General features: G+C 64.1%; 21 protein-coding genes. 11 read left to right on the top strand and 10 right to left on the bottom strand.

Features of this window, described 5'->3' with window-relative positions; translation table 11 throughout:
• Positions 1-7: 7 nt before the first annotated feature.
• The 3 genes from HZI36_RS11950 to HZI36_RS11940 all read right to left on the bottom strand — a co-directional run bounded on the left by HZI36_RS11950 (position 8) and on the right by HZI36_RS11940 (position 4,336).
• The gene (locus tag HZI36_RS11950) at positions 8-1,009 is read right to left on the bottom strand and encodes a thiamine pyrophosphate-dependent dehydrogenase E1 component subunit alpha (protein WP_179402856.1); all 1,002 of its coding nucleotides are present in this window, start codon (positions 1,007-1,009) and stop codon (positions 8-10) included.
• A 14-nt stretch (positions 1,010-1,023) separates the two neighbouring features.
• Positions 1,024-2,124, bottom strand: a complete 1,101-nt coding sequence (locus tag HZI36_RS11945; protein ID WP_179402855.1) for an ATP-NAD kinase family protein — start codon at positions 2,122-2,124, stop codon at positions 1,024-1,026.
• A 211-nt stretch (positions 2,125-2,335) separates the two neighbouring features.
• Positions 2,336-4,336, bottom strand: a complete 2,001-nt coding sequence (locus HZI36_RS11940) for a sigma-54-dependent Fis family transcriptional regulator (protein ID WP_179402854.1) — start codon at positions 4,334-4,336, stop codon at positions 2,336-2,338.
• Positions 4,337-4,757: 421 nt separating this feature from the next.
• Here HZI36_RS11940 and HZI36_RS11935 point away from each other — a divergent pair, with 421 nt between their 5' ends.
• Together HZI36_RS11935 and HZI36_RS11930 are read left to right on the top strand one after the other, a co-directional pair.
• Positions 4,758-5,453, top strand: coding sequence for a PadR family transcriptional regulator (locus HZI36_RS11935; protein WP_179402853.1), 696 nt, complete (start codon positions 4,758-4,760; stop codon positions 5,451-5,453).
• Between the two features lie 77 nt (positions 5,454-5,530).
• Positions 5,531-6,331, top strand: a complete 801-nt coding sequence (locus HZI36_RS11930) for a siderophore-interacting protein (RefSeq protein WP_343050120.1) — start codon at positions 5,531-5,533, stop codon at positions 6,329-6,331.
• A gap of 60 nt (positions 6,332-6,391) precedes the next feature.
• On the opposite strand, the gene HZI36_RS11925 is transcribed toward HZI36_RS11930, so the two are convergent.
• A complete protein-coding gene (locus HZI36_RS11925) occupies positions 6,392-6,970 on the bottom strand; it encodes a phosphatase PAP2 family protein (protein ID WP_179402852.1) in 579 nt (192 codons plus the stop codon).
• 422 nt (positions 6,971-7,392) lie between these two features.
• Between HZI36_RS11925 and HZI36_RS11920 the strand changes: the two genes are divergently transcribed.
• The 5 genes from HZI36_RS11920 to HZI36_RS11900 all read left to right on the top strand — a co-directional run bounded on the left by HZI36_RS11920 (position 7,393) and on the right by HZI36_RS11900 (position 11,917).
• Positions 7,393-8,133: an acetoacetate decarboxylase gene (locus tag HZI36_RS11920; protein WP_179402851.1), complete on the top strand. Its 741-nt coding sequence runs from the start codon at positions 7,393-7,395 to the stop codon at positions 8,131-8,133.
• 47 nt (positions 8,134-8,180) lie between these two features.
• On the top strand, positions 8,181-8,966 hold the full coding sequence (locus tag HZI36_RS11915) for a 3-hydroxybutyrate dehydrogenase (protein ID WP_179402850.1): 786 nt from the start codon (positions 8,181-8,183) through the stop codon (positions 8,964-8,966).
• Positions 8,963-10,177 carry a patatin-like phospholipase family protein gene (locus HZI36_RS11910; RefSeq protein WP_179402849.1) on the top strand — a complete coding sequence of 405 codons (1,215 nt, stop codon included), beginning with the start codon at positions 8,963-8,965 and terminating at the stop codon, positions 10,175-10,177. The genes HZI36_RS11915 and HZI36_RS11910 overlap by 4 nt, the downstream gene beginning before the upstream one ends.
• A gap of 60 nt (positions 10,178-10,237) precedes the next feature.
• Complete coding sequence (locus HZI36_RS11905) at positions 10,238-10,702, top strand: hypothetical protein (RefSeq protein WP_179402848.1); 465 nt, start codon at positions 10,238-10,240, stop codon at positions 10,700-10,702.
• Positions 10,703-10,831: 129 nt separating this feature from the next.
• Positions 10,832-11,917, top strand: coding sequence for a tartrate dehydrogenase (locus HZI36_RS11900; protein ID WP_179402847.1), 1,086 nt, complete (start codon positions 10,832-10,834; stop codon positions 11,915-11,917).
• A gap of 114 nt (positions 11,918-12,031) precedes the next feature.
• Here HZI36_RS11900 and HZI36_RS11895 read toward each other — a convergent pair whose 3' ends face one another.
• The 3 genes from HZI36_RS11895 to HZI36_RS11885 are packed head-to-tail and all read right to left on the bottom strand — an operon-like array spanning position 12,032 to position 14,787.
• On the bottom strand, positions 12,032-12,511 hold the full coding sequence (locus HZI36_RS11895; RefSeq protein WP_179402846.1) for a nuclear transport factor 2 family protein: 480 nt from the start codon (positions 12,509-12,511) through the stop codon (positions 12,032-12,034).
• A gap of 31 nt (positions 12,512-12,542) precedes the next feature.
• Positions 12,543-13,574 carry an L-threonine 3-dehydrogenase gene (gene tdh, locus HZI36_RS11890; protein ID WP_179402845.1) on the bottom strand — a complete coding sequence of 344 codons (1,032 nt, stop codon included), beginning with the start codon at positions 13,572-13,574 and terminating at the stop codon, positions 12,543-12,545.
• 13 nt (positions 13,575-13,587) lie between these two features.
• Positions 13,588-14,787, bottom strand: coding sequence for a glycine C-acetyltransferase (locus tag HZI36_RS11885; RefSeq protein WP_179402844.1), 1,200 nt, complete (start codon positions 14,785-14,787; stop codon positions 13,588-13,590).
• 151 nt (positions 14,788-14,938) lie between these two features.
• Here HZI36_RS11885 and HZI36_RS11880 point away from each other — a divergent pair, with 151 nt between their 5' ends.
• The 3 genes from HZI36_RS11880 to HZI36_RS11870 all read left to right on the top strand — a co-directional run bounded on the left by HZI36_RS11880 (position 14,939) and on the right by HZI36_RS11870 (position 17,168).
• Entirely contained in the window at positions 14,939-15,574 is a 636-nt protein-coding gene (locus HZI36_RS11880) for a helix-turn-helix domain-containing protein (protein ID WP_179402843.1), read from the top strand.
• Positions 15,575-15,703: 129 nt separating this feature from the next.
• The gene (locus HZI36_RS11875; protein WP_179402842.1) at positions 15,704-16,078 is read left to right on the top strand and encodes a DUF2471 family protein; all 375 of its coding nucleotides are present in this window, start codon (positions 15,704-15,706) and stop codon (positions 16,076-16,078) included.
• Positions 16,079-16,154: 76 nt separating this feature from the next.
• Positions 16,155-17,168, top strand: a complete 1,014-nt coding sequence (locus HZI36_RS11870; protein ID WP_179402873.1) for a tyrosine-type recombinase/integrase — start codon at positions 16,155-16,157, stop codon at positions 17,166-17,168.
• A 187-nt stretch (positions 17,169-17,355) separates the two neighbouring features.
• Here the strand turns inward: HZI36_RS11870 and HZI36_RS11865 are convergent, their stop codons facing one another.
• Positions 17,356-18,537 (bottom strand): DNA-binding protein, encoded by a 1,182-nt coding sequence (locus tag HZI36_RS11865; protein WP_179402841.1) that lies wholly within the window; start codon positions 18,535-18,537, stop codon positions 17,356-17,358.
• Positions 18,538-20,305: 1,768 nt separating this feature from the next.
• On the opposite strand from HZI36_RS11865, the gene HZI36_RS11860 reads away from it, so the two are divergent.
• A complete protein-coding gene (locus HZI36_RS11860) occupies positions 20,306-21,670 on the top strand; it encodes a replication initiation protein (RefSeq protein ID WP_179402840.1) in 1,365 nt (454 codons plus the stop codon).
• A 52-nt stretch (positions 21,671-21,722) separates the two neighbouring features.
• On the opposite strand, the gene HZI36_RS11855 is transcribed toward HZI36_RS11860, so the two are convergent.
• Together HZI36_RS11855 and parA are read right to left on the bottom strand one after the other, a co-directional pair.
• On the bottom strand, positions 21,723-22,793 hold the full coding sequence (locus tag HZI36_RS11855) for a ParB/RepB/Spo0J family partition protein (protein ID WP_179402839.1): 1,071 nt from the start codon (positions 22,791-22,793) through the stop codon (positions 21,723-21,725).
• Positions 22,794-22,816: 23 nt separating this feature from the next.
• Positions 22,817-23,479, bottom strand: coding sequence for a ParA family partition ATPase (parA, locus tag HZI36_RS11850; protein ID WP_179402838.1), 663 nt, complete (start codon positions 23,477-23,479; stop codon positions 22,817-22,819).
• Positions 23,480-23,754: the final 275 nt, after the last annotated feature.

Genomic DNA, 23,754 nt, shown 5'->3' with positions numbered 1-23,754 from the left:
AAGGATTTCAATAGCTGACGTAGACGTCCGCGAGCAGATCCTCAGGTCCCGGCAACGGTGCCGCCTTGGCTTCCACGACCGAATGCTCGATCAGCGCCGCGACCTCGCGATCGATCGCATCCAGCGCATCGCGCGAAATCACCTCCGCTCGCGTCACCGTGTGCGCGAACTTCTTGATGCAATCCTTGTTGCTGCGAATGTCGTCGAGTTCGCCGGGCGCGCGATAAGTCTGCGCATCACCTTCGAAATGGCCGTAGAAACGCACCGTCTTGCACTCGAGCAACGACGGCCCGCCGCCCTCGCGCGCGCGCCGGATGACTTCGCCCGCGGCCTCGTGCACGGCGAAGAAGTCGGTGCCGTCCACCGTCACGCCAGGGATACCGAAGCCAGCGGCACGATCGACATAGCTATCCACGGCGGTGCCGTATTCGCGCGCGGTCGATTCGGCATAGCCGTTGTTCTCGATCACGAAGATCACCGGCAAATTCCAGACTGCGGCCAGGTTCAGGCTTTCGAGAACGGTGCCCTGGTTCGACGCGCCGTCGCCGCAGAAGGTGATGCCAATCTCGCCTTTGCCGCGGAACTTGGCAGCCAACGCCGCGCCGCATATCAACGGCGCACCGGCGCCGAGAATGCCATTGGCGCCCATCATCCCCTTGGACAGGTCCGCGATATGCATCGAGCCGCCCTTGCCGTTGCAGGAGCCTCCCTTGCGGCCGTAGATCTCCTTCATCATCGCCACCGGGTCCACGCCTTTGGCGATGCAATGGCCGTGTCCGCGGTGCGTGCTCGCAATACGGTCGCCGTCACCCAGGTGGTGCAGAATGCCGACCCCGGTCGCTTCCTCGCCGGCATAGAGGTGGACGAAGCCGGGAATGTCTCCACGGCCGAAGTCGACGTGCAGCCGCTCTTCGAACTCGCGGATCGTGCGCATCTTGCGATAGACCGAGAGCAGCGTCTCCTTGTCGAGCGGCAGCCGACCCTGCCCTGCTGCGATGTCTGCTTCCATGTTTGTCTCCTTTTTCAGGTTTGGGGGGTGGGGGTGCGGAACTCGGAAGCGGGCAGGCTCGTGCCTGCACCGCTGCGCATCAGCTGCGCGCCTGCCGCATAGCTCATGCAGGCGGCCACGTCGATGCTGCGAAAGGCGTTCTCGTTCAAGGTCACGAAAACTTCGTCATGCTGATCGAAGGCAAGCTCGCGCTCGCCGTCGAGCGCGACGATGCCGGCACGCTGTTGCACACGCTGCGGCACGGCATGCTCGAGGCGGTGCCAGTAGGCGATCGGCACCGGCCGCATCAGTCCGGGCGCGATCGGCGCAATCAACTCGAAAGCGCAACGGCCCGGCCTGCCCAGCTCGATGGCCAGACCGCCGGGTTCGTCTCGGCCAATCGGTTCGAGAAGGCCGGCGATGGCAGACAGGCCGATTGCTTGTGGACTGGCATATGACACGTAGACCGCAGTCAGTGTGTCGGTCTTCCACACGGCACGCGCGCCGATGTACTGCTCGCGGGAGATGACCGCGTCCACCAGAGCGATATCGCGGCGCACCGCTCCGTTCGGCTCGCGAATCGTCACGTCCAGGCGCTTGTTGCTCGCGAGCGCGCACCATGCCGGGATACGCCCGCTCGCGAACAGGCCGGTCGCCAGCCCGGTGATGGTGGGCTCGCGCATTTCGGGAAAGGCATTGTTGGTGCCGGTGGAGAGGCCGACGATCGGTACGTCGCCGCACTCGCGAACCACGGCACGATGCGTCCCGTCACCGCCGAGCACCACGATGGCGGCTACGCCCGCCTCGCGCATCATGTGCGCGGCACGCAGCGTGTCGTCCACGCTGCCGGTGACCGGCATGTCCAGGTAGTCGACTGCCGCTATCGCGGCATCAGGCCCTTGCGAGCGCGCCAGATGCCGCTGCAGCATGACCCGCAGGCCTTCCCGGTCCGGCATCATCAGCACGCGGCCAACGCCGCCGGCGGCCAGCGCCGCCAGCAGCCGCAGGACGATATTCACGCGATCGGCCAGTTGCAGGCTGTTCGCGTTGGCGATCACCCGGCGAATATCGCGTGCCGAAATGGGATTGGCGATGATGCCAACCAGCGGAGGACGAACCAGGAAAGGTTCGCGCATGCCTGTCTCCTAATGTGCTTGTTCTGACAGGCGTATGTACCGCAACTTCCATGCCAGTGCCGCATCACACCGGATGAGCAGAAAATTTAGGGGAATACCCCGAAAATATGAGCATGAAATACAGAGTGGGGACGTGCGGCCGTGACAGATGTCACAGCTGCAGTTGCATCACGGTGGACAGGTGTATCGACCGGACGCGACGGCCGTGCATTCAGCGCCGGATATCACCTGCACCTGTGTCGCAGCGGTTTGGCGGCTGAATGCCATAGCGCGCCATGCGGCGGTACAGTGTCATGCGGCTAATGCCAATCTGACGCGCGACGGCACTCAGGTTCCAACCAGAGGCGCGCAAGTGCTGCATGAGCAACGCGCCCTCAGGCGGCAGCGTGTGCTGCTCCAATGCATCGGCCGAATTCACCGCTATGTCGGACACCACGCGCGCTTCAACAGTTGCTGCGGCTGTCTCGCCGACGCCTTCGGGCAGGTCACCCGCTTCGATGTGGCCATCGCTGCAAACCGCGCGCGCATATTCGAGTGCATTGCGCAATTCACGCAGATTGCCGGGCCAGCGATGGCGATGCAGCCGCTCACGCGCCAGTTCCGAGATCGTGAAACCGGGCGCGCCCTCCGGCACGGCAAGCACCTTCTGCACGAGCCAGTCTAGATCGGTGCGCTCGCGCAGCGGCGGCAGCACGAAGCGCGCACCGTTGAGACGGTAATAGAGGTCCTCGCGAAACCGCCCGTTGCTGATCAATTGATCGAGCGAGTGGTGAGTAGCCGAAATCACCCGGACATCGACGGGCACCGGACGCGAAGCGCCGATCGCCAGCACTTCGCCTTCGGACAGCACTCGGAGCAGGCGCGACTGTAACTCGCGCGGCATGTCACCAATCTCGTCGAGGAACAGCGTGCCGCCGTTGGCCTCCTCAATCAGACCACGCTTGGATCTGGAACTGGCACCCGAGAAGCTGTTCGGCAGATGCCCGAACAACTCGCTCTCAATCAGCGTTTCGGGAATCGCCGCGCAATTGATCGCGACGAACGGGCCATTGCGGCGTGAGCTCGCTCGATGAAGCGCCTTGGCCAGGAATTCCTTGCCACTTCCGGTCTCGCCGTTGATAAGCAGGTTGATGGGCGAATCGATCAGCTTGGCGGCACGTTGCAATTGCTGCTGCAATGCCGCATCTCCGCCGCATAGCGCCGCCAGCTCGGCCGGCAGCGGAGGCGACACGCTGTCCTGTATTCCATGATGCAAGACCAGCACCGGCGGCATAACGCTCAGGTAGAGCCATTTTCCGCTGTGGCTCAGCCGCACGACGCGCTGCTCGCTAGGTCGCGAATAGACGAACCGGCCCAGCTCCTCCGGACGCGCATCAAACAACGCCTCGAACCGCACGCCGAGCAGCGACGGTCCCATCGCATCAACACCCGGCTCGGCTATCAGCATTTGCTGAGCGCGGCGGTTATGGCCGGAGATTCGGCCGGCGGCGTCGAGTGCGATCAGGTACTCCGGATTGACTTCAAGGAATTCGGGCGCCGGACTGAGCTTGAGTATCCAGTCCTGTCGGTGCCGGCGCAGAAAATAAGCGTCCTCGATCTGGTTGACGTACATGCGCACCACTTGCAGCGCAAGCATCTGACTGTACTTGGCCTGCGGTGAACTCAGCGCGGAGATATCGAGAATCGCGTTGAGCTGGCCATACGAATCGAACAGCGGCGCGGCGGTGCAAGTCAGCGGAATATGCGTCGCATCGAAATGATCGCCCTGATGCACCGTCAAGGCCTGACCGGTCGCCAGCGCGGTACCCACAGCACAGGTGCCAGCGCCGTTCTCGCTCCATTCGGCGCCCAGATAGAGGCCGGCGCGACGCAAGGCTGCGTCCGCATTGGCATGGCCCAGGTAGTCGACGGTGACGCCGTCGGCATCCGTCAACAGTACCACGTAGCCCATCTCCCTCACTTGGCCGTACAGGGTTTCGAGGCCATGGCGGGCAATCCGCGTGAAATCGTCGATGCGTTGCTGGTGTTCGCGCAGGCGCATCTGCGGCAGGATACGCGCTTCCTGCATGCGGGCCGGATCAAGGCCGTACTGGTGCACGCAGCGCTGCCACGAGCTCTGGATGATCGCATCGTGCGCCCGCGCGGCTGCCGGCAACTCGCCGGTGGTCGTCAGGACCACGGTCTCGATGTGATCGCGTTGCCGCACGTCCATCGTTGTCTCCTGTGTCGATCGGAGTGAGCGCTTCAGCGCTTACTCCGATCCCATGGCGCGGTTGGCTGGAGTTGGCGCTTCAGCGCTTACTCCAGCCCCGCGGCGGTCCGAAGCGCCTCATGTTGGGCGCAACGGTACCGACCGGCGCGCGACGCCGGCTGGGTGCGTCAGGCGGCTCCTCCGGGAGCACCTGCCATTCCCTAGGTTGGGCCGCTAATGTAGCTGAGGGCACCGGATGTCGCAATACTGGCTGCGGCATCGCATCTCCATGCGTACAGGATCGGCGACAGGCAAATAAAGGCCACTTTTTTGCAAACCTACACACACCCGCCAACCACCCGACCCCCAATAAATCGCATTGACTTTGTATCTTTCGATATATATCTTTAGATATGTTTTCCGATATATATGGGACACGATCATGCGACACTGCTACCCCTACGGCCCGGCCGGTTGCACCGGTTACGGCCTCTACGGCTACTCGCCGCTGCTGGCGTTCTGGGAAGCGATCGGGCGCCATCGCCAGGACCGGCGCGGCGGTTCGTACGGCGGCGATTCGAATGGCTACGGCGGCTTCAGCGGCGGCGGCGACGACTCGCTGCCGCGCGGCCGCCAGTTCAGCGCCGACGACCTGCAACTGATGCTGCTCGCGCTGCTCGCCGAACAGCCGAGCCACGGCTACGAACTGATCAAGGCGCTCGACACCCGCTCGAACGGCTTCTACAGCCCGAGCCCCGGGATGGTCTATCCGGCGCTCACGTATCTGGAGGAAGTCGGCTTCGTGAACGTGCAGGTCGAAGGCAACCGCAAGCGCTACTCGCTCAACGACGCCGGGCGCGCGCACCTCGACTCGCAGCGCGAACGCGTCGAGATGCTGTTCGCGCGTCTCACGCATCTCGCGCGAAAGATGGAATTCATGCGCCGCGCGTTCGCGGGCGAAGCGCCGCGCGACACGCCGGACGACTTTCAGGGCTGGCTGCAGGAATTCGTCGACGCCCGCCTCGCGCTGAGGCGCGCGCTGCTGCGCCGCAGCGGTGCCGCCACCGACGAACAGCGGCGGATCGCGGAGATCCTGCGCCGCGCGACCGACGAAATCGAACGCCGTTCCGACGCGTGATCCACGCGAACGCAACCCGGAGAACCGATTTGACCCAGACACCCACCCCAACCCAAACCCAAACCACGCCCTCGTCCGTGGCGCGCGCCGTGACCCGCGTGCGCCACGCGATCAAGTTCCGGCTGCTGCAGGTCACGCGCGTGCACGCGGTGACGCCGCATCTGCTGCGCGTCACGCTGAGCAGCCCCGATCTGGCGGATTTCGAATCGTCGTCGTTCGACGATCACATCAAGGTCTTCTTCCCGCCGCCCGGCGCCGAGCGCCCCGCGATGCCGGAGATGGGGCCGAACGGCCCGGTGTTTCCGGAAGGCGAGCCGAAACCGGTCGCGCGCGATTTCACGCCGCGCCGCTTCGATCGCGCCGCGCGCGAGCTCGATCTCGAGTTCGTGCTGAATCATCCGGGGCCGGCGTCGCAGTGGGCCGCGCAGGCGCGCGTCGGCCAGTGGCTCGGCGTCGGCGGGCCGCGCGGCTCGTTCGTGATTCCCGACGATTTCGACTGGCACCTGCTGATCGGCGACGACACGGCGCTGCCCGCGATCGCGCGGCGGCTCGAGGAATTGCCGGCAGGCTCGCGCGCGGCGGTCGTGCTCGAAGTCGCGGACCGTTCCGCGCGGATCGCGTTCGGCACGCGCGCGCACGTGCATGAAATCTGGCGTTTTCGCGATGCAGCCGACGGCGGCGACGCGCTGCCGGACGCATTGCGCGACCTGCCGCTGCCGCCGGGCGACGGCTACGTATGGGCGGCCGGCGAGGCGCTCGCGATGCGCGCGGTGCGGCACCATCTGACCACGGAACGCGGCATCGACAAGTCGCGCATCCGTGCGTCCGCGTACTGGAGGCGCGGCGCGAGCGCGGTGCACGAAACGCTCGACGATTGACGCGACACGACGCGACGCGAAACCGGCGCGCGCCGCATCGAACTTGTTCGTTACGCGTCCTTACGCACGCCGATGCCCCGGAACGAGCGCATGCACGCTCTCGCCGATCCGCTCGAGCAGCGCCGTCACGGGCCGCCCGTACAGATGCGCGGCGAGCGCGCCCGCGGTGCCGACGAGCACGCCGCCCGCCATGTCGAACGGCCAATGCACGCCGACGTAGATCCGCCCCCACGCGATCGCCGCCGCGCAGAGCGCCATCACGATACCGGTCGCGCGCGTCGTGCTGCCGAGCAGCATGCCGACCGCGAGGCTCCACGCGAACGTCATGTGATCGCTCGGAAACGATCCGTCCGGCGCATGCGCGATCAGTTGCGTGCCGACGCCGGCCATGAACGGCCGCGGCGAAAACCAGAAGGTCGAGAACACCTGCCCGAGCGCGAGCGCGACGCACGCGCCGAGCCCGGCCTCGATCGCCTGGCGCCGCGTCGGCCGCGCGCCGCACAGCCAGGTCAGCAGCAGCATCGCGGGAATCGCATAAACGAGCCAGTCGGCCGCGAAGACCGCCAGCTTGACGACGCCGGGCTGCGGCGCCGGTCCCGCGTTGATCGCGGAAAAAAGGGTGAGATTGAGATTCTGCATGGCGGAACGGAAAACGTGGACGGGGCGAGCGCGCGGATACGCGTGGTCACCCGATGCTAGGGCGCGCACGCTTAAGCGATACTTAAGTGACAGTTGCGTGACGCTCGGCGGCGGCCCGAAAGGCTGCATTGCAGCACACTTTCACGAATTTGCAACATTTCGCGCGGAGAGTCTCCCGCAAACCCTCACCCATGTTCCCGAAAACCCTCACCTCAGCCCCGATCGTGTCACCATCCGGACCTGCAGCGATTGGCGTTTCGAGAACAGATCCCCCTATTGCGCGTTTCGAATCAACATTTGCACCGTCGATTCTCCGATTCGCGCAACAATCAATTCCAGCTGCGGCGTCGCACAATGCGCACGCGCAGGCATAGGATAGCGACACCCTCATCCACGACACGATCAACAACCAGGAGTCTTGCATGAAGCCGAGTGACGTCCGATCGAAGGCGTTTGCGATGCCGCTGACGAGCCCCGCGTTCCCGATGGGTCCGTACCGTTTCGTCGACCGTGAGTTCCTGATCATCACGTACCGCACCGATCCCGCTCGTCTGCGCGAAGTCGTGCCGGAGCCGTTGAAGATCACCGAGCCGCTCGTGCACTACGAATTCATCCGGATGGCCGACTCGACCGGCTTCGGCGACTACACCGAGAGCGGCCAGGTGATTCCGGTCGAATACGAAGGCCAGGCCGGTGGCTACACGCTCGCGATGTATCTCGACGACCATCCGCCGATCGCCGGCGGCCGCGAGCTGTGGGGCTTCCCGAAGAAGCTCGCATCGCCGACGCTCAACGTGAACACCGACCACCTGCTCGGCACGCTCGACTACGGCAAGGTGCGCGTCGCGACCGGCACGATGGGCTACAAGCACCGCGAGCTCGACATCGCCGAGCAGTCGAAGCGTCTCGCCGGCCCGAACTTCCTGCTGAAGATCATTCCGCACGTCGACGGCACGGCGCGCGTGTGCGAGCTCGTGCGCTACTACATGCAGGACATCGTGATGAAGGGCGCGTGGACGGGCCCCGCGTCGCTGAAGCTCGACCCGCACGCGCTCGCGCCGGTCGCCGATCTGCCGGTGCTCGAAATCGTCGAGGCGCGCCATCTGGTCGCCGATTTGACACTCGGACTCGGCGAAGTCGTCTACGATTACCTGGCTCAGTAACGTCTGCTGTCCTCTTTTCACCTTTCAAGTACGAAGGAAATTCGATCATGAGCAATCTGACTGGCAAAACCGCAGTGGTCACGGGCGCCGCGAGCGGCATCGGCAAGGAAATCGCGCTGGAGCTCGCGAAGGCCGGCGCGGCGGTCGCGATCGCCGACCTGAACCTCGACGGCGCGAACGCCGTCGCCGACCAGATCAAGCAGGCGGGCGGCAAGGCAATCGGCCTCGTGATGGACGTGACGAGCGAGGACGCGGTCAATGCCGGCATCGACCATGTCGCCGAAACGTTCGGCTCGGTCGACATCCTCGTGTCGAACGCCGGCATCCAGATCGTCAACCCGATCGAGAACTACTCGTTCGCCGACTGGAAGAAGATGCAGGCGATCCACGTCGACGGCGCGTTCCTGACGACGAAAGCCGCGCTCAAGCATATGTACAAGGACGATCGCGGCGGCGTCGTGATCTACATGGGCTCGGTGCACTCGCACGAGGCGTCGCCGCTGAAATCCGCGTACGTGACCGCGAAGCACGGCCTGCTCGGCCTCGCGCGCGTGCTCGCGAAGGAAGGCGCGAAGCACAACGTCCGCTCGCACGTCGTGTGCCCGGGCTTCGTGCGCACGCCTCTCGTCGACAAGCAGATTCCGGAGCAGGCGAAGGAGCTCGGCATCAGCGAAGAGGAAGTCGTGAAGAAAGTGATGCTCGGCAACACGGTCGACGGCGTGTTCACGACCGTGCAGGACGTCGCGCAGACGGTCGCGTTCCTGTCGGCGTTCCCGAGCGCCGCGCTCACCGGCCAGTCGTTCGTCGTCAGCCACGGCTGGTTCATGCAATGAAGCCGCGCGCCCGCACCGAAAAACAGGCCGTCGACGCGATGGAACTGCAACACGAGGCCGGCGCGCCTTCCGCGCCAGCGCTGCCCTACGAGACGATCGCGCTCGTGCTGCAGGGCGGCGGCGCGCTCGGCGCGTATCAGGCCGGCGTGTTCGAGGGGCTGCACGAGGCGGGCATTCCGCTCAACTGGATCGCGGGCATCTCGATCGGCGCGCTCAACACCGCGCTGATCGCCGGCAATCCGCCCGAGCGGCGCGTCGAGCGGCTGCGCGCGTTCTGGGAGACGATCTGCCAGCCGGCGTTCTTTCCGTCGCTGCCCGCGCCGGTCGAGTTCGCGCTGTTCAACAGCACCGACCAGGTCCGCACGCTCTTCACCGCGTCGCAGGCCGCGAGCGCGGTCGTGCAGGGCCAGCTCGGCTTCTTCGTGCCGCGCTTCCCGCCACCGATGCCCGGCGTGTCGAACGATCCGGACAAGGTCAGCTGGTACGACACGTCGCCGCTGCGCGACACGCTGCTCAAGTTCTGCGATTTCGACCGGATCAATTCGGGCGAGATTCGCGTGTCGGTCGGCGCGGTCAACGTCGGCACCGGCAATTTCATCTATTTCGACAGCACGCGCACGACGCTCGCGCCCGAGCACTTCATGGCGTCCGGCGCGCTACCGCCCGCGTTTGCACCGGTCGAGATCGACGGCGAGTATTACTGGGACGGCGGCATCGTGTCGAACACGCCGCTGATGGAAGTGCTGCGCGCGTCGCCGCGCCGCGACACGCTCGCGTTCCAGGTCGACCTGTGGAGCGCGCGCGGGCCGCTGCCGCGCTCGATGCCCGACGTCACCGAGCGCCAGAAGGACGTCCAGTATTCGAGCCGCACGCGCTTCGTCACCGACACGATGCAGCGCGAGCAGCGCTACCGCAACGTGCTGCGCCACGTGCTCGAGCAGGTGCCGGAAGCGCAGCGCAAGACCGATCCGTGGTGCATCGAGGCGCAGCAGATCGCGTGCGGCAAGAAGTACAACGTCCAGCACCTGATCTACAAGCAGAAGGCGTACGAGCATCACTACAAGGACTATCAGTTCGGTCTGCAGACGATGCGCGACCACTGGAGCGCCGGGCTCGCGGACATCCGCCGGACGCTCGCGGTCAAGAACGGCCTCGCGCTGCCCGACAACGACGCGGGCTTCGTCACGCACGACATCCACCGCAGGAAGTAGATCCGTCAGTCGTGCGGCCGGCGCGTGCGCCGGCCTTTTTCTTTTTTCGATTCGACCGTCATGCCGATTTTCATCGTCCTGTTCGCGCTGATCGCCCTCGGATGGGGCGCGGTTCAAACGTTCCACGCGATCGCCGCGCGCTTCGGCGAACCGGTCGCGGTGACCGCCGCCGTACTGGCCGCCGCGATCGTGATCGCGCTCGTCGCGTGGTGGATCAAGCGCGTTCGCGACGTCGCGCCGAACACGAAGGAAGAGGGCTGGACGCACGTCGCGCATCGCGCGTGGGGCGAACTGCGCGTATCCGCGACGCAAGGCCTGCTCTGGCTGTCGCACGACGGCACGGACGGCCGCTACACGCTGTCCCAGCTCAACGGCTGCGATGCCGAGACGATCGGCGGCCGCTGGCATCTCGTCGTGCGGGTTCGCGACGCCGCACGCGGCGAGTGGACACTGCCGATGACGAACAAACGCGACGCGCAGCGCTGGGCGCGCGTGCTCACGCTCGCGAAAGCGCAGCGGCTGTGACGTCCGCGCACGCGGGCGCGCGGGTGGAATGCGAGGTCCCGTAAACTCTCACCTTTGCGCGTTTTGCGCGACGGCGTCGCGCTGCGACGACACCACGACGATAGGGTTCGGTTCCAAAGGAGCATTCGCATGAGCGACAAGATTTATCGGATCGCGGTGATTCCCGGCGACGGCATCGGCCGTGAGGTGATGCCGGAAGGCCTGCGCGCGCTCGACGCGGTGACGGCCCGCTACGGGATTCGCTTCGATTTCACGCACATCGACTGGGCGAGCTGCGACTACTATGCGCAGCACGGCCAGATGATGCCGGACGACTGGAAGGCGCAGCTCGCGGGCGTCGACGCGATTCTGTTCGGCTCGGTCGGCTGGCCTGCGACGGTGCCGGACCACATCTCGCTGTGGGGATCGCTGCTGAAGTTCCGCCGCGAGTTCGACCAGTACGTGAACCTGCGGCCCGCGCGGCTGTTCGACGGCGTGCCGTCGCCGCTCGCCGGGCGCAAGGCCGGCGACATCGATTTCATGATCGTGCGCGAGAACACCGAGGGCGAATACTCGGCCGTCGGCGGCACGATGTTCGACGGCACCGAGCGCGAGATCGTCGTCCAGCAGTCGATCTTCACGCGGCACGGCACCGAACGCGTACTGAAGTTCGCGTTCGAGCTCGCGCAGCGGCGCGCGAAGCGGCTCACCGTCGCGACGAAGAGCAACGGCATCGCGATCAGCATGCCGTGGTGGGACGCGCGCGCGGCCGAGATGGCCGCGCGCTATCCGGACGTCGCATGGGACAAACAGCACATCGACATTCTGTGCGCGCGTTTCGTGCTGCAGCCGGATCGCTTCGACGTCGTCGTCGCATCGAACCTGTTCGGCGACATCCTGTCCGATCTCGGCCCGGCGTGCACCGGCACGATCGGGATCGCGCCATCGGCGAACATGAATCCGGACCGCACGTTCCCGTCGCTGTTCGAGCCGGTGCACGGTTCCGCACCCGACATCGCGGGCCAATTCATCGCGAATCCGATCGCGATGATCTGGTCGGCCGCGATGATGCTCGACTTTCTCGGGCACGGCGCGGGCATCGAGCGCGACGCACATGATGCAATCGTCGCGGCGATCGAGGCCGTGCTGCGGGACGGGCCGCGTACGCGCGACCTCGGCGGCCAGGCCGGCACGCGGGAAGTGGGGGAAGCGATCGCGGCGCGCATCGCGCGTTGACCGACGCGTGCCACGGATGCGCTTGAGGTGAGATTTTTCGGGAGCGTATCGATTCGGGAATCGGCTCCTGAATCGGCTCCCGTATTTCCTCACCGTCGAGCCGGGAACGACGCACTACAGTCCGAGATCGGACAGGCCCGGATGATCGTCCGGGCGACGTCCGAGTGGCCAGCGGAACAGGCGATCCGCGTCGCTGATCGGCAAGTCGTTGATACTCGCATGACGACGCGCCATCAATCCGTTGTCGTCGAACTCCCAGTTCTCATTGCCGTACGAGCGGAACCAGTTGCCGGCATCATCGTGCCATTCGTATGCGAAGCGCACCGCGATGCGATTGCCGCCGCACGTCCAGAGTTCCTTGATCAGCCGGTAGTCGAGCTCGCGCGCCCACTTCCGCTGCAGGAACGCGACGATCTCGTCGCGGCCGTTGACGAACTCGGCGCGATTTCGCCAGCGGCTGTGCGGCGTATACGCGAGCGACACGCGCCGCGGATCGCGCGAGTTCCACGCATCCTCGGCCGCACGGACTTTCTGCTTCGCGGTGTCGGGCGAGAACGGCGGAACGGGCGGACGGATTTCGTTGGAATCGGGCATAGCGCTCTCCAGCTCCAGGATGTCGAAACGCTCAGGCCGTCGTCCAGTCGAGAATCACCTTGCCGCTTTCTCCGGACAGCATCGCGGCGAAGCCCTTCTCGTAATCGTCGACCGCGAAGCGGTGCGTGATGATCGGCGACAGGTCGAGGCCGCTTTGCAGCATCGCGACCATCTTGTACCAGGTCTCGAACATCTCGCGGCCGTAGATGCCCTTGATCTCGAGGCCCTTGAAGATCACCTGATTCCAGTCGATCGCGGTCTGCGCGGGCGGAATGCCGAGCAGCGCAACCTTGCCGCCGTGATTCATCGCCTCGAGCATGCCGGTGAACGCGCTCGGCACGCCGGACATCTCGAGCCCGACGTCGAACCCTTCGTTCATGTGCAGTTCGGCCATCACGTCGCGCAGCGACTCGCGCGCGACGTTGACCGCGCGCGTCGCGCCCATCTGGCGGGCGAGGCCGAGGCGATAGTCGTTGATGTCGGTAATCACGACGTTGCGCGCGCCGACGTGCTTCGCGATTGCGACGGCCATGATGCCGATCGGGCCCGCGCCGGTGATCAGCACATCCTCGCCGACGAGATTGAACGACAGCGCGGTATGCGTCGCGTTGCCGAACGGATCGAAGATCGCGGCGAGATCGTCGGAGATCTCGGGCGGAATCTTGAACGCGTTGAACGCGGGAATCGCGAGATACTCGGCGAACGCGCCCTCGCGATTCACGCCGACGCCGATCGTGTTGCGGCACAGATGGCGCCGCCCCGCGCGACAGTTCCGGCAGAAGCCACACGTGATGTGACCTTCGCCGGACACGCGGTCGCCGATCGCGAAGCCGCGCACTTCCTGCCCCATCTCGACGATCTCGCCGACGTATTCGTGGCCGACGTGCATCGGCACGGGGATGGTCTTCTGCGCCCAGTCGTCCCATTTCCAGATGTGGATGTCGGTGCCGCAGATCGCGGTGCGGCGAATCCGGATCAGGACGTCGTTGTGCCCGACCTCGGGACGCTTCACGCGCGTGAGCGTCAGGCCGGGCGCGCGATCGAGTTTGGCGAGTGCTTTCATGTCCGGGCCTCCGTCAGACGATACCGAGCGACTGGCCGACGCGCACGAACGCGGCGACGGCCCGATCGATCTGCTCGGGCGTATGCGCGGCGCTCATCTGCGTGCGGATGCGCGCGCGGCCGCGCGGCACGACCGGGAACGAGAAGCCGATCACGTAGACGCCCTCGGCGAGCAGCGCATCGGCCATCTTCGTCGCGAGCTGCGCGTCGCCGAGCATCACCGGAATGATCGGATGCGCGCCCGGCACGAGCGTGAAGCCCGCTTCGGTCATCCGCTCGCGAAACCTCGTGCCGTTCTCGCGCACGCGCGCACGCAGCCGCGCGCCTTCGTCGCTGCCGAGCAACTCGAGCACCTTCAGCGACGCGGCGGCGATGCTCGGCGTCAGCGTGTTCGAGAACAGATACGGACGCGAGCGCTGGCGCAGCAGCGCGACGATCTCGCGCCGCGCGGCGACGTAGCCGCCCGATGCGCCGCCGAGCGCCTTGCCGAGCGTGCCGGTGATGATGTCGACGCGCCCTTCGACGCCGCAATGCTCGGGCGTGCCATGGCCATGCTCGCCGATGAAGCCGACCGCATGCGAATCGTCGACCATCACGAGCGCGCCGTAGCGATCGGCGAGATCGCAGACGCCTTTCAGATCGGCGATGATGCCGTCCATCGAGAACACGCCGTCGGTCGCGATCAGCTTGTAGCGCGCGCCGGCCGCGTCCGCTTCCTTCAGCTTCGCTTCGAGATCGGCGAGATCGTTGTTCCTGTAGCGAAAGCGCTTCGCCTTGCAGAGCCGGACGCCGTCGATGATGCTCGCGTGATTCAGCTCGTCGCTGATCACGGCGTCGTTCTCGTCGAGCAGGGTTTCGAACAGGCCGCCGTTCGCGTCGAAGCAGCTCGAATAGAGAATGCTGTCCTCGGTGCCAAGGAACGCGGCGAGCGCGGCTTCGAGCTGCTTGTGCACGGTCTGCGTGCCGCAGATGAAACGCACCGATGCCATCCCGAACCCGTCCTGATCGAGCCCGGCCTTCGCGGCGGCGACGAGACGCGGATCGTCCGCGAGCCCGAGATAATTGTTCGCGCAGAAATTCAGCACGCCGGCGCCGCCGGCGAGCCGCACCGCAGCCGCCTGCGGGCTCGCGATCTCGCGTTCGGTCTTGTAGAACCCGTCCGCGCGGATCTGGTCGAGTGTGCCGCGCACATGGGCGAGAAAGGCATCACGCATCGCAAAGCTCCTGACTGGATTTGCCGCCGCCGCGCTCGTGGCGGCGCAGCGGCCTGCTACTGTTATAGTCGGTCGCTCGATCGACCGCTCATTTCCGGTATTTCGAACTAAAATTCGAAATACCGAACAACTCTAAGCGAACGGAACTCAAATGGCAAGCTCCACGGGATCGCGTCGCGGCGCCGCGACGGCCGCTTCGACACCCGCTTCGACACCCGCTTCGACACCCGCCGCCGCGACGCCGCCGCGCGTCGGCGAACAGATTCAGCGCCTGCGCAACGAGCGCCAGCTGACGCTCGACGACCTGTCGCGCGCCGCGGGCGTCTCGAAATCGATGCTCTCCGAGATCGAGCGCGACAAGGCCAACCCGACGATCGCCGTCGCGTGGCGCCTGACCAACGCGCTCGGCATCACGCTCGACGAACTCTTCGCCCCGCCGCGCGCGCCGGAGATGATCCGCGTCGACGGCCCGCACGACATCCCGACGCTGTCCGGTCACGATGGCCGATATCAGCTCCGCGTATGGGGCCCGCTCGATCTCGCCGGCAAGTTCGAGTGGTACGAGCTGACGTTGCCGGGCGGCGGCGCACTCGTGTCGAATGCGCACGAGCCGGGCACGCGCGAGCATTTGACCGTGCTGCAGGGCGCGATCGAGATCGAGGCGGCGGCGACCGTGCGCCGGCTGAAATCCGGCGACACCGCGCGCTACGCGGCCGACGCGCCGCACGCGATCCGCAATCCGGGCAAAGCCGAAGCAAAGGCGCTGTTGATCGTGATCCATCGCTGACGGGACGTCCAGTCGGCCGAACGGCCAGTTGCGCTCTGTACTGTATATTTGTACAGTATACGGACACTCAGCCTTGCACGGGACCGGAACGGCCGCGCAAGCGCCCACGCTGACCGACAGGAGCCCGTGATGACCGAACAGGATTTGGCCGCCCTCAGCTTCAAGGCTGCGGCACACGATCTGGAGCAGATCGTTCGCCACGTTGCCGCGCGATACATCCGCCAGCGGGTTCCGCTGACCTGGCGCCTGCTACACGCGATCGAGGCGGAAGCACTGGCGGATCTCGGTTTCGCCAGCCGGCACGACGCCGGCATGCGGCAGTTGTTCGAGCGCCCGGCGGACATGGCTTTTCCGGAAACCGACGATCCGATCGATTTCGGGCGGTCGAATGCGTTGCCGGCCGTGTTCTCGTTCGCGGTTGCCGCATACGAAGCGGCGTCCGACGTCTCCGGCACACGCAAGCCGGCTCGATCGGCCCGGCCGGCGAAAGCATGGGGCGACTGAGCAACGCCGCCGCGATTTCTCTGGCGAACGTCGCTTTCGTGGGGCTACCATAGGCGCAACTAACGGAATAAATAGCATGTCTCCGCCGACACCCCCGAACGCTTCTCCAACGTCCGACGCGAAGGACTTGTTCGATCGCAGCGCATCCGACTGGCTCACCGCGCCGGAAGCCGCATTCGATGCCTGGTTGGCCACGCAAGACTTCCGCCGATCGTCGGCCGACGTCTACCGCGCGCAATGGGGCGCCTTCCTGACCTGGCTGCGTGCTCATCAAAAAAATCTGGTCACCGTCGATACCGCGTCGATCGCACACTTCGTCGGCGAGCTACCGATCAGGAAAACCCAGCGAATGCGTTACCTGCGGCTGATCGAGCGTGTGCTCGACCATATCCGCCGCATCGAGTTCGCGTCGACGAATCCCGCCCGTTTCATCGCTCAGGATGGCGAAGCGACCTGGCGAAAAGCGCGCGACAACGAGCCGACCGGATTCCTTTCGCCGTCTGAGCGCGCGAAGCTGATCGCGCATCTTTTTTCGCCGATCGCGGTGTCCGGCGCCGCGCATTGGCGGGAGCGTCGCGACCGCGCGCTCGTCGCCGCATTTCTCGGTGCGGGCGTGAAGACGGGCGAAGCGCGTGCGCTCACCATTAGTTGCATTACTTCGAGCGGCACGTCGTTGATCATTCCGTCGACGCATCCGGATTTCACGCGGGAAACGCATCTCGCGTCATTCGCGATCGCGCTGTTCGATGCATGGCTCATGGAGCGCAGGCATCAGGAGATACCGGGGGACCTGGTATTTCCTGCGTCGCCCGCCGGCCGTCCGATGCACAAGGCGACGATGCTGCGCGCCGTCGACGCGATCATCGAGGCGGCCGACATCACCGCCTCCCGTGCGGCGCGCGCGAGCCCGCAGACGCTGCGCAACACGTACGCGGCGGAGCTGTTCGAAAACGACGTTCCGGTGGAACGGGTCGGCAAATGGCTCGGGTTCATGCAGCCCATTTCGTCGCATCGTCTGCATCGGGCCTGGAAGAATTGGCGCGACGATCTGACGGACGGTGAGCCGGGCATCGCCGCGGACGCTCACTGATCCATTCGCGCAACCGGTGAGTCGGTGACGTGCGTTCCGCACGATACGTGAACGGCATGAGCGCGGCCCGATCACCTGTCTCAAAGCCTTGAGCGGTCGAACGCGGCCGTCCGCAGGCTCCCGAAAAATCTCACCTTGAGCCTCCCGTACCGGCTCACCTTCGATCGAATCGCCGGTCCGGACAGGGTCAACCGTGACGAAAACGCGAAACGGCCTCGAAGCGGGACGGCCTCGGTCCGGATGCATGCTCGCATTCCGGGCAGGACACTTCGAAACCGTCGGCACCGTGCGACAGTTCCGGTTCGCCGTCGCAATGCGGGCACGCGTCGGGCAACGGAACGTCTTGATCGAGTATGGTGCCGACGATGGAAAATGCATCGGCATCGAGCTTGCCGGTATCCGCGAGGCGCCGAATCAGCGTCGCGATCGCCGGATCCATCCCGCGATTCGCGCGCAATGTGCTCACTTCACGCGAAGTGGCATCCAGCTCGTCGCTTTGGGTGCGCAGTTGCTCTTCGAGGCGATCCGCGCGCGCCTTGGCCGCGCTGAGCTGCTGCAGAAAATCGAATTCCTTGCGCTGCACGTCGCGTTGCCCGGCCTGATAGGTGGACGCCATGCTCCTTAACGAATCGAGCTCGACGAGCATCGGCTTGACGCGCCGTTCGGCTTCCGCCACCGCATCCTTGATCTGCTGCGCATAGTGCTCGGTGCGCTGCTGGAGCTCGGCTTGCAGCGCGTCGATTCGGTCCCGCAGCGCGGCCTTCTGCGTTTGCTCGGTCTGGACGCGATCGGTCGCGGCCGCCAATTCCCTTTCCAGTCGGCTGACGGAGGTGAGTAACGTCGCCTCGTTGACCGAACCGTGCGTGGTTTGTGACGCGAGCTGCACTTCGAGTGCGGTGATGCGAGCCTGAAGCTGTTCGTTGCGGGCATCGCTGCGGGCAAGCGCCGCCTCGAGCGTTTCCTGACGAATCGTCGCATCGCGGAGTTGCTGCCCGGCATCGGCGATGTCGACCTGAATCTGCTCGCGATCCGCATCGAGGCTCTCGCGCGCGGCCTTCAGCGCTTCTTCATAGAGCGCACCAAGCAGTGCGCCGGCTTTGTCTTCGACGGACTTCGGAATGGCGGCCCCTTCGAGACGGACTTTCGATGCGGTGCGAATGCGTTCCCAGAAATGGTCGATGTCTTTCGGGATGTCGCTCGCGCTGCCAGTCTGGGTCAAGTCCCGGACGTTCGCCGCGGACGGACGAATACCGAGATCGAAAAACAGTCGCTTGCACGCGTGAAGCGAGAGTTCCTGGCGTCGCGCACCGGTCGTGCGCAGGGATTCCAGTTCATCTCGAATGACTTGGCGCATCTCGTCCAGGGTCATGACGGCACTCTCGGGCAATGGAACGTCTCGATCATAACGAAATACGTACTGTTCAATACTATTTTTCGAGGGTCGTTGTGATTTTGCGTCGACAGTGCCGGAAAGCCGCGCTGTGTGTGTCCGATTCCGTTCCGGTCTGGAGATTTCGTGAAACAAAGCGAAGAAACACGCCTAACCGTTTGTATCGATTGATTTTTTACGGCTGTTGGAAAGATTCGTCATTGTTTCACATGGCGGTGGGTGTCGGGTTGGAGGGGGTCTGTGGAAAACTCGTCGGGGTGAGTCTTGAGAGTATTAGAAGTAAACACCCTTGAACCCTTAGTTAAAAACGTTAACGCCACGGCACATCCTTGTCCAGCAAGGGTTTCCGGCCGGGAAGGTGAAGGTCTGCGGGATGCAAGGTGACCCTCTACAGGAGCCGAAGTGATGGGGTTCGGGGCATTGCGTGAGCCCTTCCGGGAAAGATCGTGAGCGGATTCGGGATCACAGCGGATCGAGGGTTTTCCCAAAGGTGAAGGTTTGCGGGACCTCACAGCCGGCAAGCGATTGCCAGACTTGCACAGGATCGACGCCTGTGCACAGCACAAAGGTGAGCGTTTTCGGGGCCTGTGCACAGCCTGGATGTTGCCCTTCTTTTAGGCAAAATTCATGAAAGGTGAGATTCCACGGGACCCGGCGCCACTTTGATGTGAGGATTTCCGGGAAAGAAGCCCACTTTGACGCCTCAAATGGGGTCGTCGGGATCCAAAGGTGAGGCTTTTCGGGAGTGGCATGCGGGTTTTCCCGGCAGGATCGACGAAAGGTGAGTTTTTTCGGGATTTCCTGGATGAACGCACCTTAGGCTCAAAGGTGAGATTGTTCGGGAGCCTATCTCGGCCGAAAAGACGCCATAGGTGAGCTTTTTCGGGACCAATTTTCAGCCATATTCTCCGAAAGGCCCGTCAGAACTACATGGCGAGCCTGCGGAGGCGATCGAATTTTTCGGAAAGGTGAGGTTTTTCGGGATTGAGCCGCCGGTCACCGCTGGCTCCGACACGCATCAAAGGTGAGAACATTCAGGAGCCGGCCGGTTCGCGGATCGCTTCAGCATCCGCACTTAAGTATCGGAGCGCATTGGGATTTTTGAATGCGAGGAAAGAATGGTGAGGTTTTTCGGGAGCAGTAGCCAATGCGCTTTCCCGCTCCTTTCCCGGCTAAGGTGAGATTTTTCGGGATGCTTTGGCTGCGGATTCCACGTGCGTCGGGCGTTTGTTCATCGTCGATGTTCCGAGCCGCGGTTGCCATTGGTGAGGTTTTTCGGGAGTTGGCTTCGACGACGCTCGATGCGCGGCCGCATCCGTCGCAAATCCGTGCCGGCCGACGTCGTCGCTGCCGCTCGATTCGCGCATTCCGGTCGAGGATTCGCGATCTGTATGGGCATACAGGTGATATCGTGCGTGTCCGAACGACTCACGACTCACGCGTGCTGGTGAGATACACGTGACGGCCGCGCAAGTCGTAAATTTGCGACGACGCGATAGGTGAGCCGATACGGGAGATGATTGCGCACCGGCGGCGGTGACGTGAACGCCGGCGTGCGCCGCGCCTGCCCCGATCTGTCGCGGTGAGCCCGATTGACGTGGATTCCGGAGCGGTGAGCATTTTCGGGAAACGGATCGGGTGAGCCGTGTTTTATCGGCGCGCTTCACCGGATATGGTGAGCATGCCGTTCTGGACGCGCATCACCACAAGCGCTATCCTTCCGGAAACTTCTCTTCTGACCCGACGCATGGCCACGAAGCGCGCCAAGAAAACCGATGTGGATGTGGTGAGTGCCAGTTCGGCCGAATTGCGTAAGGCCGTCGAGGCGATCGCGATTCAGCCGAAAAGCGGCAAGATCACCCTGCTCACGCGCAAGCTGTTCAACGTCCTGCTGGCCGTGGCGCAGCAGGCCGACGATTCGGGCGACACCTATCGCGCGCTGCTGTCGGACATCGTTGCGAACTCGGCGTTCGACTCGAACGACACGGCGCTCGTCAAGGAACATCTGCGGCGCATGGTGTCGGTGCAGGTCGAATGGAGCACCGGCACGTCGAGCCAGAAGCCGGGCCGCAAATGGGGGATCTCGACGCTGATCGCCGACGCCGAAATTCTCGAAGATCCGACGACGCGGCGCGTCTGGGTCGAGTTCTCGTTCGCGCCGAAGATCAAGAAAAAGCTGCTCGATCCGGTGCAGTACGCGCGGCTGAGCCTGCAGTTCCAGAGCCAGTTGCGCAGCAGCGCCGGCCTTGCGCTGTACGAAATCTGCGTGCGCTACCTGACGAACCCGAGCCATCTGACGATGCGCGAGCCTTGGGAGTGGTGGCGGCCGATTCTGTCCGGCACACCCGATACCGAGGCTGGCGACGAGGCGAAGCGCGAGTACAAGTACTTCAAGCGCGATTACCTGCGCCCTGCGATCGCGGAAGTCAACGCGGTGACCAACATCTTCGTCGAGCTGATCGAGCATCGGGAAGGACGGCGTGTCGCGGAGATTCAGTTCCGCGTGTCCGAGCGCAAGCAGCCGATGCTCGCGCTCGACGAGCATCCGAACGTGTTCGACAGCACGCTGGTCGACCGGATGGTGAAGCTCGGCATTCCGTTGAAGGAAGCGCAGACGCTGTATGCCGACAGCGAGGAGAACCGCATTCGCGCGGCGCTGCAGATGACGGAGCAGCGGATGCGCAGCACGTCGCTGCCGCCGGTGCGCAGCGCCGCGGCGCTGTTCAAGGATGCGCTGAAGAAGGGTTATGCGCCGCCGGTGGAGACGGTCGAAGCGTTGCCGAGCGGCACCCTATCCGCGAAGGGTGCGGCGGTGCAGCCGGACGATCTGAAGGCGCGCCTGTTGAGCGAGTACGCGGCGTACCGGCGCAAGGAGGCGAAGGCGCTATACGACGAACAGGGCGATGCGGAGCGCGAAGTCGCGCGCGAATCGTTCGAATCGGAGGCGCTGCCGTCGATGGGCTCGCATATGCGCGACGACTGGCATAAGCGCGGCCTCGATTCCAAACTGGCCGAGACGGCTTTTTTCGACTGGCTGGCCCAGAAGACCTGGGGCGCGCCGACGGATGGCGATTTGCTCTCCTTCACGTTGAATCAATCCCGGGCGGCATAAGCCGCCCGGTTTGTCTGCGCCCCCGACATCGACGCGGGGCCGCCACATTCCATCAGTCCGACGCCAACATCCGTTCGAGTTGCTCGAGCAGTGCGTCGCGCTTTTCCTTCGGAAGTCCGCGCAGACGCAGTTCGATGCGATCGTCGCCGTACGATTTCAGATCACCGATCGAGACGCCGTCGAGCTTGATTTCGAGACGCTGCGCGTATCGCTGGCGGCTCGCGGGCTTGGCGTTTTCCTGAGCGGCGGCCCTGCCCTTCACGATATCGGCGACCTGCCGCGTGCTCAGATCATCCGAGACGATTTTGTTGATGAGGCGCAGCGTCGCGTCGGTGCCACGAGCATTGTGATAGCGGCCGACCTGATAAGCCATGTTCGAGCCGAACCGGTCGGGGCGCGCAACCATTTCCTGCATGATCGCTTCGGGCAGCTTGCCGATCGACAGCGCCACGGCGACTGTCGATTCGTCGATGCCGAGTTGCTCAGCCAGTTCCTTCTGGCTCTGGAAATATCGCTCGTCGAGGAAGCGTCGCCAGACGATCGCGTTGTCGAAGACGGTTTGGGAGTCGCGCTGAACGTTCAGGTCGTAGCCGAGCTTGTAGCTCTGAATGCCGATCGGTAAATCGATGACGATCGCCTTGACCGTTTCCTTGTTCGCTTCCTTCAGTGCGCGAACACGTCGACCGCCGTCGCTGACGAAATACGAGCCGGGATGCTCGTAGTCGGGAATCACATGAATCGCCTGCTGCTGGCCCTGCTTCGCGAGATTGACGGCCAATTCGGCGATCGACGATTTCAGATAGAAGTGCCGCGGGTTGAACGGGCTCGGCTTGATGGCCTTCAGTGCCAGCTCGATGACTTGGCCCGGCGCGTAGCGATTCTCGAGGCGCCACGCACGGTATTGTGGCGATTCATCGGCCGGGGCGTCGATGGCGTTGTTGGCGACGTTGTCGGCGACCGGGGCCGGCCCTTCCTTTTTAGGGGCTTTGGCAGCGACGGGAGACGAAGCGTCCGCTTTGACGAGACCGTCGATCGCATTGAGCCGGTCGAGTGCGGTGCGTTTCTCGCTCGTCGTCGTGTCCGGCCGCGCCTGGAATCCTTTGGCGAATTGGGAGGGTTTCATGGGAGTCCTTTATGCGCATAAAGTCAGGGCAGCAGCGCGACGATCTCGTCGGCGCATGCGCGAATTTCCGTCGCCGCGAGCTTCGCACCGCGATCGTTCATCTGCAGCACGGTTTGACCGAGCGCCATCGCCTGCTTATACGCTTCGCGCGTCGGAATTTGCGTCTTCAGTAACGGGAAGCCGAGTTCTTCGAGCGCCCGCTTCAGTTCGCGGGTCAACATACGCTTCTCTTCGGTCTTGTTGAGCAGGAACACGGCGCGCAGATCTTCGTTCATGACCTGGGCTTGCTGGATCAGTTTGACGAGACCGACGCTCGACCAGTAATCGGCCGGAGACGACGACGTCGGGATAACGGCAATCGATGCGGCCAGCAGGACGACGCCCGAAACCTTTTCCGTGATCGACGGCGGGCAATCTACAACGATGATGTCGTAGTCGTTGATGAACTTCTTGATTTCGCGATGGATCTGGCCGCCGGCTTCCGCGAGATTGACGACGGGGAATGGAATCCCCGTTTCGCTATCGCCCGATGCGCTCGACCAATGTATCAGCGTGTTCTGACCATCGGCATCGACGACGAGGACACGCTTTCCTTTTTCGTGAAAAGCCGCGCCAAGATGCATGGCGATCGTGCTTTTGCCGACTCCGCCCTTTTGTTGAGTGACTGCAATGATTTCCGCTGCCAATTTTCACTCCTGTTTTGGGTCGTTGGAATTCTACAGGACGATATTTATATTTCAATGAATTTGTTGTTCGCTAACTACGTGTTAGCCATTTGGCCGACCTCTTTATGCGCATAAACCGGCGATGTGATGATGCCGCGCTGCGGAGACATGCTCGTGCGCTTGCGGACGTTCGGGCGCATGCATCGTGCGAGAGTCTCACTCGGTCAAGAAAGTGGCTCGCGCCGGGCTCCCGGCGAATGACGTGCGTCTTCGGATAAGTATTGCGAGCACGGCTC

Origin of the sequence: Burkholderia guangdongensis, assembly GCF_013403875.1 — a bacterium.
Lineage (GTDB): Bacteria > Pseudomonadota > Gammaproteobacteria > Burkholderiales > Burkholderiaceae > Burkholderia > Burkholderia guangdongensis.
This window is presented reverse-complemented; position numbering and strand designations above follow the sequence as displayed.